Genomic DNA, 15,906 nt, shown 5'->3' with positions numbered 1-15,906 from the left:
AGAATCGATCTACCCGTTTGTCCCAGAATGTTGCTTAATCCAGGTTCCGGTAGATTCAGGCTGAGACTAGTTTCACCACGTCAAGAGCGCAGCCCCAGCTCATGCTGACCCCCACGCCCGCGTGCCCGTAGTTGTGGATCAACCGCCCCTGGTCGGCGTTCTCCTCCTCCAGGCGGATCGACGGACGCCCGGGGCGCAGCCCCACGTCCACCTTGATCACCCGGGCGTCGGCCAGACGCGGCTCCACCTCGGCGCAGCGCTTGATGATGTCGGCCGTCTGCCGCTCGTCGGGCTCCAGGCTCCAGTCGCCGGGGCGCGCGTTCCCGCCCAGCACGACGTGGTCCCCGTGCGGGAAGAACCCCGTCCAGTCGTCGTCCGCGCCGCCCTCGTAGAAGAACTCGGTCAACCCGGGGTTCGCGACGACCACGTGCTGCCCTCGGACAGGTGTCACCGAGTCGTCGCACGCGAGCGTCCCCCCGGCCACGCCGGCGCAGTTGATCACGACCGGTGCGACGGCGGTCGGCTGCTCGAGCGAGGCGACCGTGCACACCTCGAGGTCCCCGCCCGACTGGCACAGCCGGTCGACCAGGTAGTCGAGGTAACAGGGCATGTCGGCGACCGGGCTGGTGATCCAGAACCCGCTGGGGAACCCCGCCAGCTCCTCAGGGGAGCACTCGGCGAAGCCCGGCAGGTCGCGGGCCCACGGAGGGGTCCCGGGGCCCAGCTTCGACACCAGGCGGCCCCGTGCGGAGGTGACGCCGGTGTGCGGGCGCGCGGCGAGTTCGTTGAAGATCTCCAGTCCCGTGGTCTGCCAGCGCATCGCGTCGGCCCGGGGCTCTGTCATGACGGGGCCGCCGAGCAACGCTCCCGCTACGGCGGAGGTGGTCCGCCGGGGGAGTTCGGCGGTCCAGACGAGGGTCCGCATCCCGGCCTCGTTCAGGGCGATCGCCGTCGTCAGCCCGACGACGCCTCCACCCACCACGACAACGTCGGCCTGCTGTGTCATCAGTGAAACTCCTTCGAAGCGTGCCAGGTCAGAAGGAACTTCCCGTAAACGGGCCCTACATGCGCGAGTCCCGCCCCCCACATGCCGGGGGGCGGGACGGTGGTGCCTTTCAGTGATCGGCTGGGGCGGCCAGCCGATCGGCTTCCCAATGGAGGGCCTCCACGAGGACGAGCTCCAAACGAAGATCCCCGTCCAGGAGGTTTTCCAGGACGTTCATTCGGGCCTCCCTTGCCAGACAGGACGCCCCAGGGGTCACTTCGGTTCACCGGATTGAACCTCCGTTCTTTCCCCCGCGTATCCCCGAGCGTGCTGACTGTTTCGCGCCATGCCGCCCTTGCCGTCGCCGCCCTGGCCGTCGTGTCGCTGTCCGCCTGTTCGGGTGGCGACTCGCCCGCAGGGGTGGCTTATCAGGAATCCGACCCGGCTCCGGTCGCGGCCGCCAAGGTCGACGCCGGGCCCGCCCCGACCGTCGAAGAACTCGCGAAGAAGGTCGGGTGCAAGGTGAACATCCAGGTCGATGCCGAAGAGCTTCGCACCGGCGCCTGCTCGACCAAGGCCGGGGACTTCTTCGTCAACACCTTCGCCACCGAGAAGGGGAAGGACGCCTGGATGGATCAGGCGCCCGAGTACAACCCCCATCTCGTGGGGCGGCTCTGGACCGTGCTCGGGACCAGGGAGACGCTCGACAAGCTGCGGGCCGATCTCGGTGGCGACCTGCACCTCACCGACCACCGGGTGACGCCGAAGGCGGTCGCGTCCTCCCCGAGCGCGTACTGAAATGATCTTGTGATTGAGTTCGGTGCGTGGAAATCCTCGTCCTTGCCCTGGTGGGGGTGGCGACGGGGATTGTGAGCACGGTCGTCTCACTCGCGTCGATCGTCTCCTATCCCGCACTGCTCGCCTTCGGCCTGCCGCCGCTGGCCGCCAACGTCACCAACACCGTCTCGCTCACCTTCACCGGGGTCGGGTCGGCGGTCTCGTCGCGGCCGGAGCTCAAGGGGCAGTCGCCTCTGGTGCTGCGCCTGCTGACGGCGACGGCGCTCGGCGGGGCCACGGGGGCCGCGCTGCTCCTGCTCACGCCGCCGAGGGCGTTCGAGCTGGTCGCGCCCGTGCTGGTCGCGGGCGCGTCGCTGGTGCTGCTGCGGGCGCCCAGATCCGCGGCTCTGCACGGGCCCAACCTCTGGATCGGGGTGTACGTCGTCTCGATCTACACCGGCTATTTCGGGGCGGCCGGTGGGGTGATCATGTTCGCCATCCTGTCGGCGGCGCTCGACCAGAGTCCGGCCCACGTGAACGCGGTCAAGAACGTGATCGCCATGGGGTCCAACGGCGTCGCGGCGATCGGGTTCGTGCTGTTCGGGCCGGTGCGGTGGGACGTGGTCGTGCCGCTGGCCATCGGGATGATCGTCGGCGGTTGGATCGGGCCCTTCATCGCCCGGCGGCTGCCGGGGCAGTCGCTGCGGATCCTGACCGCCGTCGCGGGGCTGGTCGTGGCGGTCAAGCTCGCGTTCGACACCTACACCTGACGGCCGAGACCGGCCTCGCGGGCCTGGATGATGGCCTGGGCGCGGTCGGCGACCTGGAGTTTGGCGAACACGTTCGACACGTTGTTGCGGACCGTCTTCGGGGCCAGGAAGAGACGATCGGCGATCTGCCTGTTCGACAGACCGGCCGCGATCAGCGCCAGCACCTCCCGCTCACGTGCCGTGAGCTGGGGGAACGGTTCCGAGGGCAGCCGGGCGAAGAACCGGGTCACCCGGGACGCCAGCGCCGGGCCGAAGATCACCTCACCGCCGGCGACGGCCTTGATGGCGCGCAGGATCTCGGTCTGCCCGGCGCCCTTGACCAGGTAGCCGCGGGCCCCGGCGCGCACCGCCGAGAAGACGGTCTCGTCGTCGTCGTGCATGGTCAGGGCCAGCACGCCGACGCCGGGCAGTTCGGCCACGATCCGCTGGGTCGCCGTCACGCCGTCCATGACGGGCATCTGGAGGTCCATCACGACGACGTCCGGGCGCAGGTCCAGCGCCTTCTCCACCGCCTCGCCGCCGTCGGCGGCGGTGCCGACCACGTCGACCTCGCCGGTGGAGGCGAGCATCATGCGCAGCCCGTCGCGATAGACGGGGTGGTCGTCGGCGATCAGCACCCGGGTCACGCGGGTACCGCCAGCGGCAGCACCGCGTGCACCCTCGTCCCGGTCGCGCCCCCGGTGACGGTGCACCGGCCGCCCAGTTCCTCGGCGCGTTCGCGCATCGCCAGCAGGCCCACTCCCACTCCTTCTCCGGTACGCAGCCCGCGCCCGTCGTCCACGATCTCGACCTCCAGCGTGCCGCCGGTCGCGGTCAGCCGCACCTCGCAGCGCGCCGCCCGCGCGTGCCGGGTCACGTTCACCATCGCCTCGCACCCGATCCGGTACGCCGCCACCTCCGCCGCCGCCGGGAGGCCCGTCAGGTCTCCGGCGGTGGACACCACGATCGCCACCGTGCCCTCGCCGAAGCGCTCGGCCGCCTGACGCAGGGCTCCGGCCAGGCCGAACTGGTCGAGCGCCGGGGGACGCAGGTCGTGGACCAGCCGCCGGACGTCGTTGAGGACCGTCGACAGGTCGCCGCGCACCTGGCCGAGCGCCTCCCGGGCCAGCGCCGGGTCGCGGTCCATCAGGTTCCCGGCGGCCTCGACCTTCAGCGCCGCCGCCGCGAGGGTCGGGCCGAGGCCGTCGTGGAGGTCGCGGCGGAGCCGCCTGCGTTCCTCCTCGACCCCGCCGACCAGGCGTTCGCGGCTCTGCTGCAGTTCTTCGGTGAGCGCGGTGGCCCGCACGGCGGCCGCCGCCTGCCTGACCACGTCGGCCAGCAGTCGCTGGTCGGCCTCGGCCAGCCTCGTGCCGGCCCGGGGGACCAGGGTCAGCCGGCCGATCTCCACGTCACGGTAGGCGAACGGCAGCACGACCACCCCGTCGTCGCGCCGGGTGCCGTGTTCGACGGCCACCACTCCTCCGCTGGGGCGGTCGAGCTCCACTCGTACGAAAGGAGATCGGAAAGCCGACGCCACGGCGGTGGCCACCGCGAGCAGGAGTTCCTCCGGGCCCGCGCTCTCCTCCAGCCGCCGGGCCAGCGCCGAGACCACGTCGTAGGGTTCGCCGCGCAGCACCCCGCCGACCTTCTTCTGGATCCAGGTGCGCAGCGGGCCGTAGAGCACCGCGACCACCCCGGCCGCGAGCACGGCCGCCGCGGGCTCCTCGACCAGGGCGCTCATGCCCGCGAAGATCGTCACGTCGATGCCGACGACGGCGGCGGCCAGGGCGCCGTAGACGAGCGTCCAGCCGAGAACCGGATCGATGTCGTAGAGGCGATACCGGCCGACCGCGATGAGCACCGCAGCGGCCAGCGCCACGATCGCCGCCACGAACACCGCGTCGTCGGGCAGCCAGTCGGCCACCAGGGGAGCGGCCAGCAGGACCACATTGAGCAGCCCGGCCAGCAGCATCCAGCGCAGCTGCGCCCGCCGCACCCGGTCGGCACCCCGGAACCGGGCGACGAACGCCGCCACCGAGACCACCAGGGTCACCGCGATCAGCACCGGCGCGACCCCGAACAGCACCCGCCACACCTCGTCGGGCAGCCGCACGAACGCGACGTCGAGCCCCGGCCACTCTTCACCCGGCTCCACGATGTGCCACGGCACGGCCAGGAACACCAGCACCGCGAAGCCGGTCCCGCCCAGGCTCAGCCAGGCGGGCCGGCGCCACCGCGCCGACGGCAGCCGCCCGTCCGGGAAGAACAGCAGGACGAGCACCGGCACCAAATTCATGAACGGCCCGAGCCGCGCCCCCGCGTAGAAGGCGGGCGCGGTCAGCGGCAGCGCGCCGCCGTGGTGGGTGATCGAATAGCCCGCGTACGCCGCCCCCAGCCCGTTCAGCGCGGTGGTCAGCCCGCCCGCGAGCAGGATCCAGGTCACCGCGTGGCGGGGCAGCCGCAGCGCCAGCACCGCCCCCGCGACCGCCAGAGCCACCCCGGGCACGGTCGACGACCACGAGGAGAACGAGATCGGGCCCGGCCGGGTCACCGCTCCCGTGAGGATCTCCGCCCACGCCGCCAGCACCGCCGCGACCAGGCAGAACGCCGCGATCGACAGCGCGGCCACGGTGCGGCGCGAGAGGGAGGGGAGCATCCGGAAAGCGTGCCACACGACCGGACATTCCCGGCAGGGGCCGGCGTCCCGGAAAAGACGGGACTCCTGCTCCCTGGGCGCCCGGGACGGGCGATCACCACTCTTGGAGTCGCTTCGCACGTTCCCCAACCAGGAGGGCCTCATGGTCTCCACCCGCACCGCCCAGGTCCGCCCGGCGGGCCTGCTGCTCACCTTCGGCGCCACCGCGTGGGCGATCGGCACGCTGATCGTCGGCGACAAGATCTACGAGGGCATCCAGACCCTCGACACCGTCACCGGCATGCTGTTCGTCGTCGGCGTCTTCGCCTGGATCGTGCTCGTGGCCCAGCAGCGCCTGGCGGGCGACGGGGTGACCCGCTTCCTGCCGTACGTCCTAATGGCCACGCTGACCGGCGCGTTCGTGCTGAACGCCCTCTCGTTCGGCTACAAGTCACACGACGACTTCCCGCTCTGGCTGGCCGCGATCGACGCCTGCTGGCCGCTCAGCCAGTTGCTGCTGCTGGTGCTCGGCGTCGTCATGGCCGTCCAGGGACGGTTGCAGGGGGTACTGTGCTGGCTGCCGCTGCTGGCCGGGGCGTGGTTCCCGGTCACGATGGCCGCCTCGATCCTCGGGGGCGACACCTTCAGCACGATCGTCAGCGCCGCCTGGCTGATCGGCACGTTCGGGGTGCTGGGCGCCCTCGTCGCCGCCCAGCCCCACCGTCTCGTGTCCGTCGGGCAGTTCACAGCCGACCGGCGGCCGTCCGCGTCCCGCTAGAGAGTTCGCCGGGCCATCAGCGTGGACAGCCCGGTGAGCTCGGCCGCCGGGCGGGGCGCGCAGCCCGCCTCCGCCAGGTGACCGGCGGCCCGCGCGAGCAGGCCGTCGGCGGTCTCGCGGCACCAGTCGCGGCCACCGGCCCGCTCCACCAGCTCGGCGGCCCTGGCCAGCTCGCCGTCCGACAGGACGGTGCCCGACCGGTAGATCGCGGCCAGTTCCGCGGCCTCCCCGGTCGCGGACGTGAGCGCGGCCACCACCGGCAGCGACTTCTTGCGGTTGGCCAGATCGGAGAACACCGGCTTGCCGGTGACCGCCGGGTCGCCCCAGATGCCGAGCAGGTCGTCGGCCAGCTGGAACGCCAGCCCCAGCTCGGCCCCGAAGGCGCGCAGATGCTCGATGGCCCTCGCGTCGGCGCCCCCGTAGAGGGCGCCGAGCGCGCAGGCGCACGCGATGAGCGCGCCGGTCTTCGACCCGGCCATCCGCATGCACTCCGACAGGGTCACGTCGGCCCGGTCTTCGAACCCGACGTCGGCGCTCTGCCCGTCGAGCAGGTCGAGCACCGTCGAGTTCAGCAGCCCGGCCCCCTCGTGGGCCAGCGGATGACCGCTCTCGGCCAGCCGGGCGAACGCCAGCGACACCAGTGCGTCACCGGCCAGGATCGCCTGGCTCACCCCGAACACCCGCCACGCCGTCGGCCGGTGCCGCCGCGTCGCGTCGCCGTCCATCACGTCGTCGTGCAGCAGCGAGAAGTCGTGGACGAGCTCGACCGCCACCGCCGCCGGCAGCGCCCCCTCGGCCGACCCGCCCACCGCCTCGGCCGCCAGCAGGGCCAGCGCCGGGCGCACCGACTTGCCGGAACCGACGGTGATCGGACGGCCCCGTTCGTCCCACCAGCCCATGTGATAGCCGGAGATGTGCCGCATCGACGCGGGCAGCGAGTCGACCGCCGCCCGGATCGCCGGCTGAACCAGCTCCCGGCTCCACGCGAGCACCTCCGCGACGTCGCGAGCCCCCGCTTCGGTCGTCGTCATCGGTGCCCTAGCTCGACGTTCTCCAGGACGCCCAAGGCGTCGGGGATCAGGATGGCGGCCGAGTAGTAGGCGCTGACCAGGTAGTTGATCACCGCCCGGTCGTCGATGCCCATGAACCTCACGTTGAGGCCGGGCTGGTATTCGTCGGGGATGCCGGTCTGGTGCAGGCCCACGATGCCCTGGTTGTCCTCGCCCAGGCGCATGGCCATGATCGAGGTGGTGCGGGCCTCGCTGATCGGCAGTTTGTTGCACGGCAGGATCGGGACGCCCCGCCAGGCCGTCAGGCGGACCCCCTCGACGTCCACGTTCGTCGGGTAGATGCCGCGCTTGGTGCACTCGCGGCCGAAGGCGGCGATGGCCTGCGGGTGGGCCACGAAATACTGCGTCTTGCGGCGGCGGCTGAGCAGGTCGTCCATGTCGTCGGGGGTGGGCGGGCCCGACCGCGACTGGAGGCGCTGCTTGAGGTCGGCGTTGGCGAGCAGGCCGAACTCGCGGTTGTTGACGATCTCGTGTTCCTGGCGTTCGCGCAGTGCCTCGATGGTCAGGCGGAGCTGCTGCTCGATCTGGTCCATCGGGTCGTTGTAGAGGTCGGCCACGCGTGAGTGCACCCGCAGGACCGTCTGGGCGACGCTGAGTTCGTATTCGCGCGGTGAGGTCTCGTAGTCGACGAACGTGCCCGGCAGCGCGGCCTCGCCGTGGTGGCCCGACGCGAGCGCGATCTCCGCCTGTCCGTGCCGGTCCTGCGGTTTCTCCGGGCTGCTACGGTACGCCTCCACGTGCGCCCGCAGCGTCTCGAAGCGGTCGGTCAGTTCCTCGAACGCGCGCCGGCCCAGCGTCAGCACCGTGCCCGCCGTCGTGGCCTTCACGGTGAAGTCCCACGTTCCCGGGGCGAGCAGGGCGTGATCGCCGACGTGGTCGCCGTCGGCGAGGAGGCCGAGCGCGGTCTCCCCGCCGTAGGCGCCGGTGCCCACCTTGGTGAGTTTGCCGTGGGCGACCAGGATCACCTCGTCGGCCTGGTCGCCCTGCCCGGCGATGACGTCACCGGCGGCGAAGTCACGCTGGGAGAAACGGCCCGCGAGCGCGTCGAGCGCCTCGGGGTCGTCGAAACCGCGTAGGAGGGGGAGTTCGGTGAGCTCGGCCGGGATGACCCTGACCTGGCCCGACTGGACGGTGAAGGTGACCCGGCCGTCTCCGACGGCGTAGGACAGGCGGCGGTTGACGCGGTAGGCGCCGCCGGAGACCTGGACCCAGGGCAGGACCTTGAGCAGCCAGCGGCTGCTGATGCCCTGCATCTGGGGGACGGTTTTGGTGGTGGTGGCCAGTTTTCTGGCCGCCGCCGTGCCCAGGCTCAGTTGATCGTTCACGCCACTCCCTTGCTGATGGTAAACAAAAGGGCGGCCCGAGGAATTCACGCACGGGCCGCCCTGGGGGAACCATTCGTCAATGACCGACTTCGACGTTCTCCAGAATTCCGAGGGCGTCGGGGACGAGGATCGCGGCCGAATAGTAGGCGCTCACCAGATATTTGATGATGGCCTTCTCATCGATGCCCATGAATCGCACGGACAGCGACGGCTGGTATTCGTCGGGGATGCCGACCTGGTGGAGGCCGACCACCCCCTGCTTCTCCTCGCCGAGGCGCACCACCATCATCGAAGAGGTGCGGGTCTCGGTCACCGGGATTTTGTTGCAGGGCAGGATCGGCACCCCGCGCCACGACGGGAAGTGGTGCCCCCCGACGTCGACGCTGGTCGGGTAGACCCCGCGGGCGCTGCACTCCCGCCCGAAGGCCGAGATGGCCAGCGGGTGGGCCAGGATGTACGACGGCTCCCGCCACACCAGCGACAGCAGCTCGTCGACGTCGTCGGGGGTCGGCGGGCCCGACCGGGTGTGGGTGCGCTGCTTGAGGTCGGCGTTGGCGAGCAGGCCGAACTCGCGGTTGTTGACGATCTCGTGTTCCTGGCGTTCGCGCAGCGCCTCGATGGTGAGCCGGAGCTGCTGCTCGATCTGGTCCATCGGGTCGTTGTAGAGGTCGGCCACGCGTGAGTGCACCCGCAGCACGGTCTGGGCGACGCTGAGTTCGTATTCGCGTGGTGAAGTCTCGTAGTCGACGAAGGTGCCCGGCAGCGCGGTCTCGCCGTGGTGGCCGGAGGAGAGCTCGATGGCGTGCTCGCCGTATTCGTCTTGCGGGCGGCCCGAGTCGGCCTGGTAGGACTCGACGTGGGCGCGCAGCGCGTCGGACTGGTCGACGAGCCGTTCGAACTCGCTGCGGGGGAGGGTCAGCACGGTGCCGGCCGTGGTGGCCTTGACCGTGAAGTCCCAGGTGCCGGGGGCCAGCAGGGTGTGGTCGCCGATGTGGTCGCCGTCGGCCAGCAGGCCCAGGGCGACCTGGTCGCCGTAGGGGCCGGTGCCGATCTTGGTCAGTTTGCCGTGGGCGACGAGGATCACGTGGTCGGCGGGCTGGCCGGCCTCGACCAGGACGTCGCCGGCCGAGAACTCCCGCTGGGTGAAGCGCTCGGAGAGGGTGGTCAGGGTGTCGGGGTCGTCGAAACCACGGAGCAGGGGAAGCTCGGTGAGCTCGGCCGGGATGACCCTGACCTGGCCCGACTGGACGGTGAAGGTGACCCGGCCGTCTCCGACGGCGTAGGACAGGCGGCGGTTGACGCGGTAGGCGCCGCCCGAGACCTGGACCCAGGGCAGGACCTTGAGCAGCCAGCGGCTGCTGATGCCCTGCATCTGGGGCACGGTTTTGGTGGTGGTGGCCAGTTTCCTGGCCGCCGCCGTGCCCAGGCTCAATTGCTCGTTCTCAACGGTCAACTCGACTCCTGTTCCTGCGGCGAAGCAAAACAATTCAGGGGGCCCGCGCGAGAAACCTCATTGGGCTGGCCGAACGGATCAATAATGCAGGGGCGATCTTCGGAGTGTCAATTACGAGTTTGCATTCGAATGACTCGACCACAAAATAATGAAATGGTAGGTGATTATCCGTAGTGGGTTCGTTACCCGATTTGGTAGATTCTTCCCGTGTTAACCTCTGAAAGGGTTCCGTCTGTGGGGTCGGGACCCGTAGGAGGCGAGGGCCGTGCAGCAGCGTGCACTGGCGACCCGTGAACGGCTGCTCCGCGCGGCCGCCGAGATCTTCGCGGCCAACGGGTACGCCGGGACCAGCCTGACCGAGATCCACGAGCGGGCGGGGGTCACCAAGGGAGCGATCTACTTCCACTACCCGAACAAGGAGTCGGTGGCCGAGGCGATCGTCGAGCGCCAGCTCGAACGCTGGCCCGCCCTCGTCAAGCGCTTCTGCGCCGAGGAGTCCGACCCGGTCGTGGTCGTGGTCGCGCTGACCTTCGCGATCACCAAGGCGTTCCGCGACGAGCCCGTCATGCGCGCGGGCGCCCGCCTGGCCCTCGACCGCAACGTCGGCGCCTGGGAGATCGCGTTCACCGAGGTCTTCAAGGCGGCCGAGCGGGCCGGCGAGCTCGCCGAGGGCGTCACCGCCGAGGAGGCCGCGCGCGTCGTCGTGAGCTCGTTCTTCGGCGTCTTCCAGGTCAGCGACACCATGGGCCGCACCGACACCGAGGAGCGGCTGCGCGAGATGTGGCGCGTCGTGCTGTTCGGCATCCAGGCCGAACCGTCGCCCCGGACCACGGTCCGCCGGGCCGAGGCGCTCGCCCTCACCTGACAGACAGGTTCTGCTGTCCCCCCTTCAGTTCGCCCCGAGTCCGCCCTATAAAAATACATTCCGGTCGGTTTTTTTCGGGGACGTCAACACGCGCTGAAGGGGCCGTCATGGAACGGATCGGCACGCTGGCGAAAGCCATGGTCGTCCTACGCACTCTGGCGACGTCGCCGGAGCCGGTGAGCCTGACCACACTGGCACGCCAGGTCCAGATGCCCAAGTCGACGGTGCATCGGCTGCTCGCCGCCCTCGAGGCGGACGATCTCGTGGGCCGTACCGGAGCCGACTATCGCGTCGCCGCCACGCTGCGGACCTACGCGCAGCCCGAACGGGTCAGGCAGTTCCAGTGGCTGCGCCGCATGGCCACCCCCCACCTGCTGGAGCTGTACGAGCACACCCGCCAGATCGTCTCCATCGCGGTCCTGACCGACCGCCAGGTGGAGTACGTGATGACCCTCTACCCGCGCACCCACTCCAAGGCGCTGTGGCGGACGGCCGAACTCGCGCCGGTCCACTGCACGGCGTCCGGGAAGGTCCTCCTGGCCTACCAGGGCGGCCCCGCCGACCTCCGGACGCCGCTGCGCCGGCACACCGACCGCACCATCACCGACCCCGGCGTGCTCGAACGCCAGCTGGCGGTGATCCGCCGGCAGGGGGTGGCGTGGTGCGTCGAGGAGTACGTCCAGGGCCTGAGCGCGATCGCGGTCCCGGTGCTGGGCGTGCCGAACTTCGGCGCGGTGGCGGTGGGGGTGTCGGGCCCGGTCGCGGTGCTGCGGACGGGGTCGGCGGAGGCGGCGGTCCGCCGGGCCGGCCACGAGCTCGCGGTGACGCTGAGAGCGGCCCGGCTCGCAGGGTGATCGCCCTCCTCGTCGAGATGCCCTCGTCATCGAGATGGCGGGCATCGGGATGGTCGGTCCTTCTGGGGCGAACTCGCCGACCGAATCGACATAGATGCCATTTGTTCCAATATTTGGAACCAGTCGTGGCATCGCAGGATTCGGCCGTCCTACGCTCACGGTCCCAGAGCACGCCCCCCTCAGATCGAGGAGCGCCCCATGCCTCCGCAGCGGATCTGCGCAGCGATTCCCCACCCCCGGCTCCTGTCCGGGCTCGCCCCGAATCCTCCACGCGGCCGGGCATCCGCGCGATCGGGTGAACCCGGACAGGACACCCCCGCGCTCGACGCGCGGGACACCCGGGTGATCGACGCGCGCACCGACGAGATCTACTACGGTCCGGTGCTGCGGCGGGCCATCCAGCGGGCGTCGCTGCGGCTGGCCCGGCTGCCCGAAGGGCTGCTGATGCTGGCCGCGCCCTCGACGGCCGAGGTGATCATCACCTACCTGGCCGCACTGCGCTCGGGGCGGCCGGTGGCGCCGGTCGACCCGCGGCTCGTCCGATCCCGCGCGGGCGAACTCGCGACCAGGTTCGCGCCGGCCGTCCTGCTCGGGGCGCCGGGGGCACCGCCACCCGGATACCGCGCCGCCGGCCGGGCATGGGTGCGCACGGACCCCGGCGCCCCGGTCCACCCCGACCTGGCGGTCGTGCTCCTGGACGGGCCCGGCGGGATGCGGCTGTCCCGCCGGGCCGTGCAGGCCGAGGGCGTGGCGGTGGCGCGGGCGCTGCGCCTCCGCTCCGGCGAGGCCACGCTGACCAGCCCGCCCCTGTTCACCGGCGCGGGGCTGGCGCTGCTCAACGCCAACCTGGCGGCCGGTGCGGCCGTCGTCGCCGCCGAGGGCTCGGTCGCCGGCGCGGAGTTCTGGGCCGCCGCCGAACGCTGGGCGTGCGGGTCGTTCGCCGCCTCGCCGCGCGTCTTCGCGCTGCTCCACCGGCTCGGCTGGGCGCCCGTCCGGCACCGCTCGCTGCGGACCCTCACCATGGTCGGCGGCTCCCCGCCGGAGGGCTTCTCCTCCCTCCTGTACGGAATCGCCGCCACCCCACCCGGCCACGCCCGCCCCGGCTCGGTGGGTCCGGCATTGCCCGGCGGGCAACTGTCCATCGCGGGCGGCGAGGTCGTCTACGAGGGCGACACCGTCGGCATGGGCTCCGTCCGATCGGCCGCGGACCTGGCCAGAGGCGACGACCTGCGCGGCGTCCTGCGCACCGGGGAACGCGGCCACCTGGACGCCGACGGCTACCTCCATCTCGCCCGGGACCACGACTACGTCGACCTGTTCGACACCGTCGTCCTGGACCCGGGCGCCTGACCGGACGGCTCGCGCGCGACGGAGGAGCGAACCCACCCGCTCCTTTTCGACTGGTCGTCGCGCGCGGGCCGTTCTCTTCCAGGTGAGAGCAGGCGAATCCAGTTCCGGTGAGGGTCTCTTCTCTGCGAGCAGGCAGAGCCTCCCGATCTCTCGGAGCCGGTCGCCTCAAGTTTCACCTCGGTCTTCGGCCGCCCTTTACGCGGGCGGGCGGGCCCAAGTCGTCCAAGACCGCTTTCAAGTGAGCAGCCGGACCAGGTCGACCCGCGATCGGATGTCGAGTTTCGCGAAGATGTTCCGCAGATGGTGTTCCACGGTCCGGGGACTCAAGTACAGCTGGGCCGCGACCTCGCGGTTCGTCGCGCCGTCGGCGACCATGCGGGCGATCTGGAACTGCTGCGCCGTCAGCTCCTCGGCCGCCTTCGGCCGCGTCGTGCGAACAGCCTCCCCGGCCGCGCGCAGCTCGCTCCGGGCCTGGTCGACCCACAGCCGTGCCCCGTATCGCTCGAACGTGTCGAGCGCGCTGTACAGGTGCTCTCTCGCCGCGCCCGGACGGCGGTCGCGGCGCAGAGCGGAGCCGTACAACAACTCGGTTCTTGCCGTTTCGAACTCGGAGAAGCCCTGATGGTGCAGGTCGAGAGCGGTGCGGAACAGTTCGTCGGCCTCCCCGGGAGGGGCGAGCAGGGCGCGGCAGCGGACCGCGAGCGCCCGCCGGTCGGGGCTCCCCGTGCTCTCGGCCCAGCGTTCGAAGACGCGCAGGGCGCGGGCGGCCTGGTGGCGTTCGCCGGTGCGGGCGGCGGCCTCGACGAAGTGGGGGGTCGCGGTGACCTGGACGACCAGATGGGTGTTGCGCACGTCGGCCCGTGCGGTCGGCCGGAGCCGCTGCACCGCGGCCGCCGGGCGGCCCGAGGCCAGGTCGATCTGGGCCAGCGCCCAGTTGCCCAGGGCCCCGGCGATGCTCACCCCGTGGGCGCCCGCGAGTTCGATCGCGGCGCGGGCCCGCGTCTGGACGGTCTCCTCGTCGCCCTGCACGGCGGCCATCATCGACAGCCAGCCGAGGTGCTGTCCGGCGCTGCCGCGCTGGCCGGTCTCCTGTGCCAGCCGCAGCCCTTCCGAGGCGTTGGCGGCGGCCGAGGCGTACCGGCCGAGCCAGTACTGGCTGTTGATCGCGAACTCCAGCACCTGCGGCACGGTCGCCACCGCACCCAGCGCGCGGGCCGTCTCGACCGCCCGGGTGGAGAGCCGGAAGGCCTGCACGTCGTCGCCCAGCATCAGGCTCGACACGGCAGCCCAGACCAGTACCGACGGGCTGTGGACCAGGGGGGCCAGTTCGACGACCCGGCGCAGCGGGCCCGCCGCTTCGGCGTGGCGGCCGCGGAACGACTCGGCCATGCCGGTCAGATATTCGAACATCAGCCGGATCGCGGGCGGGTCGTCGTCGCGGCGCAGCGTCAGGGCGTCGCGGGCGATGACGACGAAACGCTGGTGGTCTCCGGCGAGATAGCTGGCCTCGGCGGCGCGTACCAAGGCCCGGACCGCCATCGTGCGGTCGCGTTCGAGCAGGGAGGCGGCGACCGCGAGGAGTTCGTCGCGGGCGAAGCTGGTCTCGCCGCCGCGTAACTCCAGGCGGGCCCGGATGCTCTCGGCCTGCTGGCGCAGCTCGGCCGAGATGGTGCCGCTGCGGAGCCGGTCGAGCAGGGCGTGCGCGCGGTGGGGGCGGCCTTCGAGGCGGGCGTACTGCGCGGCGGCGGCCAGCCGGGTCGCCTTGGTGTCGCCGCGGGTGCTCAGTTCGGCGGCCCGTTCGTAGGCGAGCGACAGCTCGGGGAACGGGCACGGCGCGCCGGTCGCGGTGGCGGCGGCCTCGAGTTCGTCCGCGAGTTCCTCGGGCGGGCCGTCGAGCGCGGCGGCCCGGTGCCAGGCTCGCCGGAGCCGGTGGTGGGCCAGCGCTCCGGCGAGCGATCGGTGGGCGGCACGGCGGGCCAGCAGCGACGCGTTGTGGTAGACGACGGGCCCGGCCGCCGGATCGCGGAACCTGAACCGCTCCCCGGTGACCTCGACGATCCCCGCCTGCTCGGCCGCCTCCAGCGCGGTGAACGGATCGCCGTCGAACGCCTGCACCAGCGTGGCCGTGTCGACCCGGGGATCGGCGGCCAGCAGCAGGAGCAGGTTCCGCGTCGGGCCGGGCAGGTCCCCGATCTGGTCGGTGTACGCCCGCCACAGACGCCCCTCGCGCGGCAGCGTCGCCGGAGGGGCGGCCGTCCCGGCGAGCTGCTCGGGCGTGAGGGCGAGGGCGAGTTCGGTGAGCGCCAGCGGGTTGCCCCGGGAGATCTGGTCGAGCGCGGCCCGGAGTTCGTCGGGCAGGCCGCCTTCGACCAGATCGTCGGTGAGCTCGTGGGCGGCCTTCTCGTCCAGGCACTCCAGCGCCCTGACGGGCACCGCGCCGGCCCAGACGTCGGCCCGCGCGCCCAGCAGGAGCGCGACCGGTTCACCGGCCAGGCGCCGGGCGGTGAACAGCAGCGCTTCGCGGCTGGGCGCGTCGAGGTGGTGCAGGTCGTCCACGATCGCGACCACCGGCCGGTCGGCCGCCGCCAGCGACAGCAGCGTGAGCACCGCCGCCGGGACGACCAGACGCCCCGTCGGCGCGCCCAGATCGAGGGCCTCGGTGAGCGCCTCGCCCTGGGCTTTCGGCAGCGCCGCCAGCCGGTCGATGAGGGGCCGCAGCAGCCCGTGCAGTCCGGCATAGGGGAGATCGCGCTCGCAGGCCACCCCACGGGCACGGAGTATCAGCAGGTCACCGGCCTCGGCGGCGCAGAGGTCGAGCAGCGCCGACTTCCCCGTCCCCGCCGCGCCGGCGAGAAGGAGAGCGCCGCCCGACCCGGTCCGCGCCCCGGCGAGCAGCCCCCGCAGCGCGGTCAGTTCGGCGTCGCGGCCCCGCAGTGGCGGGAGTCCGGAGGCGGATGTGACGGGGAGGGCTGCTGACACCACCCCAGTGTTACGGCCACATGACATCCCTGAAAGGGGCACATGAAAGGAATGTCATGACTTGTTCTGACAATGCTCTCGACCTG

Annotated in this window: 13 protein-coding genes; 6 read left to right on the top strand and 7 right to left on the bottom strand. The window is 71.6% G+C overall.

What is annotated here, in order from left to right:
* Window positions 1-55: 55 nt before the first annotated feature.
* The gene (locus tag AW272_RS37135) at window positions 56-1,006 is read right to left on the bottom strand and encodes an FAD-dependent oxidoreductase (protein ID WP_066375064.1); all 951 of its coding nucleotides are present in this window, start codon (window positions 1,004-1,006) and stop codon (window positions 56-58) included.
* A 306-nt stretch (window positions 1,007-1,312) separates the two neighbouring features.
* Between AW272_RS37135 and AW272_RS37130 the strand changes: the two genes are divergently transcribed.
* Window positions 1,313-1,783 carry a hypothetical protein gene (locus AW272_RS37130; protein ID WP_083959095.1) on the top strand — a complete coding sequence of 157 codons (471 nt, stop codon included), beginning with the start codon at window positions 1,313-1,315 and terminating at the stop codon, window positions 1,781-1,783.
* 26 nt (window positions 1,784-1,809) lie between these two features.
* A complete protein-coding gene (locus AW272_RS37125) occupies window positions 1,810-2,532 on the top strand; it encodes a sulfite exporter TauE/SafE family protein (RefSeq protein WP_245657914.1) in 723 nt (240 codons plus the stop codon).
* Here AW272_RS37125 and AW272_RS37120 read toward each other — a convergent pair.
* Both AW272_RS37120 and AW272_RS37115 read right to left on the bottom strand, forming a co-directional pair.
* Window positions 2,523-3,158 carry a response regulator transcription factor gene (locus tag AW272_RS37120; RefSeq protein WP_218011192.1) on the bottom strand — a complete coding sequence of 212 codons (636 nt, stop codon included), beginning with the start codon at window positions 3,156-3,158 and terminating at the stop codon, window positions 2,523-2,525. The two genes, AW272_RS37125 and AW272_RS37120, sit on opposite strands and share 10 nt — an antisense overlap.
* The gene (locus AW272_RS37115) at window positions 3,155-5,167 is read right to left on the bottom strand and encodes a sensor histidine kinase (RefSeq protein WP_066375061.1); all 2,013 of its coding nucleotides are present in this window, start codon (window positions 5,165-5,167) and stop codon (window positions 3,155-3,157) included. The genes AW272_RS37120 and AW272_RS37115 overlap by 4 nt, the downstream gene beginning before the upstream one ends.
* A gap of 142 nt (window positions 5,168-5,309) precedes the next feature.
* On the opposite strand from AW272_RS37115, the gene AW272_RS37110 reads away from it, so the two are divergent.
* Window positions 5,310-5,924, top strand: coding sequence for a hypothetical protein (locus tag AW272_RS37110; protein WP_157519204.1), 615 nt, complete (start codon window positions 5,310-5,312; stop codon window positions 5,922-5,924).
* Here AW272_RS37110 and AW272_RS37105 read toward each other — a convergent pair.
* The 3 genes from AW272_RS37105 to AW272_RS37095 form a co-directional block, all read right to left on the bottom strand.
* On the bottom strand, window positions 5,921-6,955 hold the full coding sequence (locus AW272_RS37105; protein WP_066375059.1) for a family 2 encapsulin nanocompartment cargo protein polyprenyl transferase: 1,035 nt from the start codon (window positions 6,953-6,955) through the stop codon (window positions 5,921-5,923). The two genes, AW272_RS37110 and AW272_RS37105, sit on opposite strands and share 4 nt — an antisense overlap.
* Complete coding sequence (locus AW272_RS37100) at window positions 6,952-8,319, bottom strand: family 2B encapsulin nanocompartment shell protein (protein ID WP_245657912.1); 1,368 nt, start codon at window positions 8,317-8,319, stop codon at window positions 6,952-6,954. Before AW272_RS37100 ends, AW272_RS37105 begins: the two co-directional genes overlap by 4 nt.
* Window positions 8,320-8,395: 76 nt before the next feature.
* Complete coding sequence (locus tag AW272_RS37095; RefSeq protein WP_245657910.1) at window positions 8,396-9,772, bottom strand: family 2B encapsulin nanocompartment shell protein; 1,377 nt, start codon at window positions 9,770-9,772, stop codon at window positions 8,396-8,398.
* A gap of 265 nt (window positions 9,773-10,037) precedes the next feature.
* On the opposite strand from AW272_RS37095, the gene AW272_RS37090 reads away from it, so the two are divergent.
* The 3 genes from AW272_RS37090 (at window position 10,038) to AW272_RS37080 (ending at window position 12,841) form a co-directional block, all read left to right on the top strand.
* Window positions 10,038-10,637, top strand: coding sequence for a ScbR family autoregulator-binding transcription factor (locus tag AW272_RS37090; RefSeq protein ID WP_066375050.1), 600 nt, complete (start codon window positions 10,038-10,040; stop codon window positions 10,635-10,637).
* Between the two features lie 107 nt (window positions 10,638-10,744).
* Window positions 10,745-11,491 (top strand): IclR family transcriptional regulator, encoded by a 747-nt coding sequence (locus tag AW272_RS37085; RefSeq protein ID WP_066375048.1) that lies wholly within the window; start codon window positions 10,745-10,747, stop codon window positions 11,489-11,491.
* Between the two features lie 198 nt (window positions 11,492-11,689).
* Window positions 11,690-12,841, top strand: coding sequence for an acyl-CoA synthetase family protein (locus AW272_RS37080; protein WP_157519202.1), 1,152 nt, complete (start codon window positions 11,690-11,692; stop codon window positions 12,839-12,841).
* A gap of 234 nt (window positions 12,842-13,075) precedes the next feature.
* Here the strand turns inward: AW272_RS37080 and AW272_RS37075 are convergent, their stop codons facing one another.
* A complete protein-coding gene (locus AW272_RS37075; protein WP_066375205.1) occupies window positions 13,076-15,820 on the bottom strand; it encodes an AAA family ATPase in 2,745 nt (914 codons plus the stop codon).
* Between the last annotated feature and the right edge of the window lie 86 nt (window positions 15,821-15,906).

The organism is Herbidospora mongoliensis, from assembly GCF_001570545.1.
In the GTDB taxonomy this organism is placed as follows: domain Bacteria; phylum Actinomycetota; class Actinomycetes; order Streptosporangiales; family Streptosporangiaceae; genus Herbidospora; species Herbidospora mongoliensis.
The sequence above is the reverse complement of the archived record's forward strand: the minus strand, read 5'-3'. Positions and strand labels throughout refer to the sequence as shown.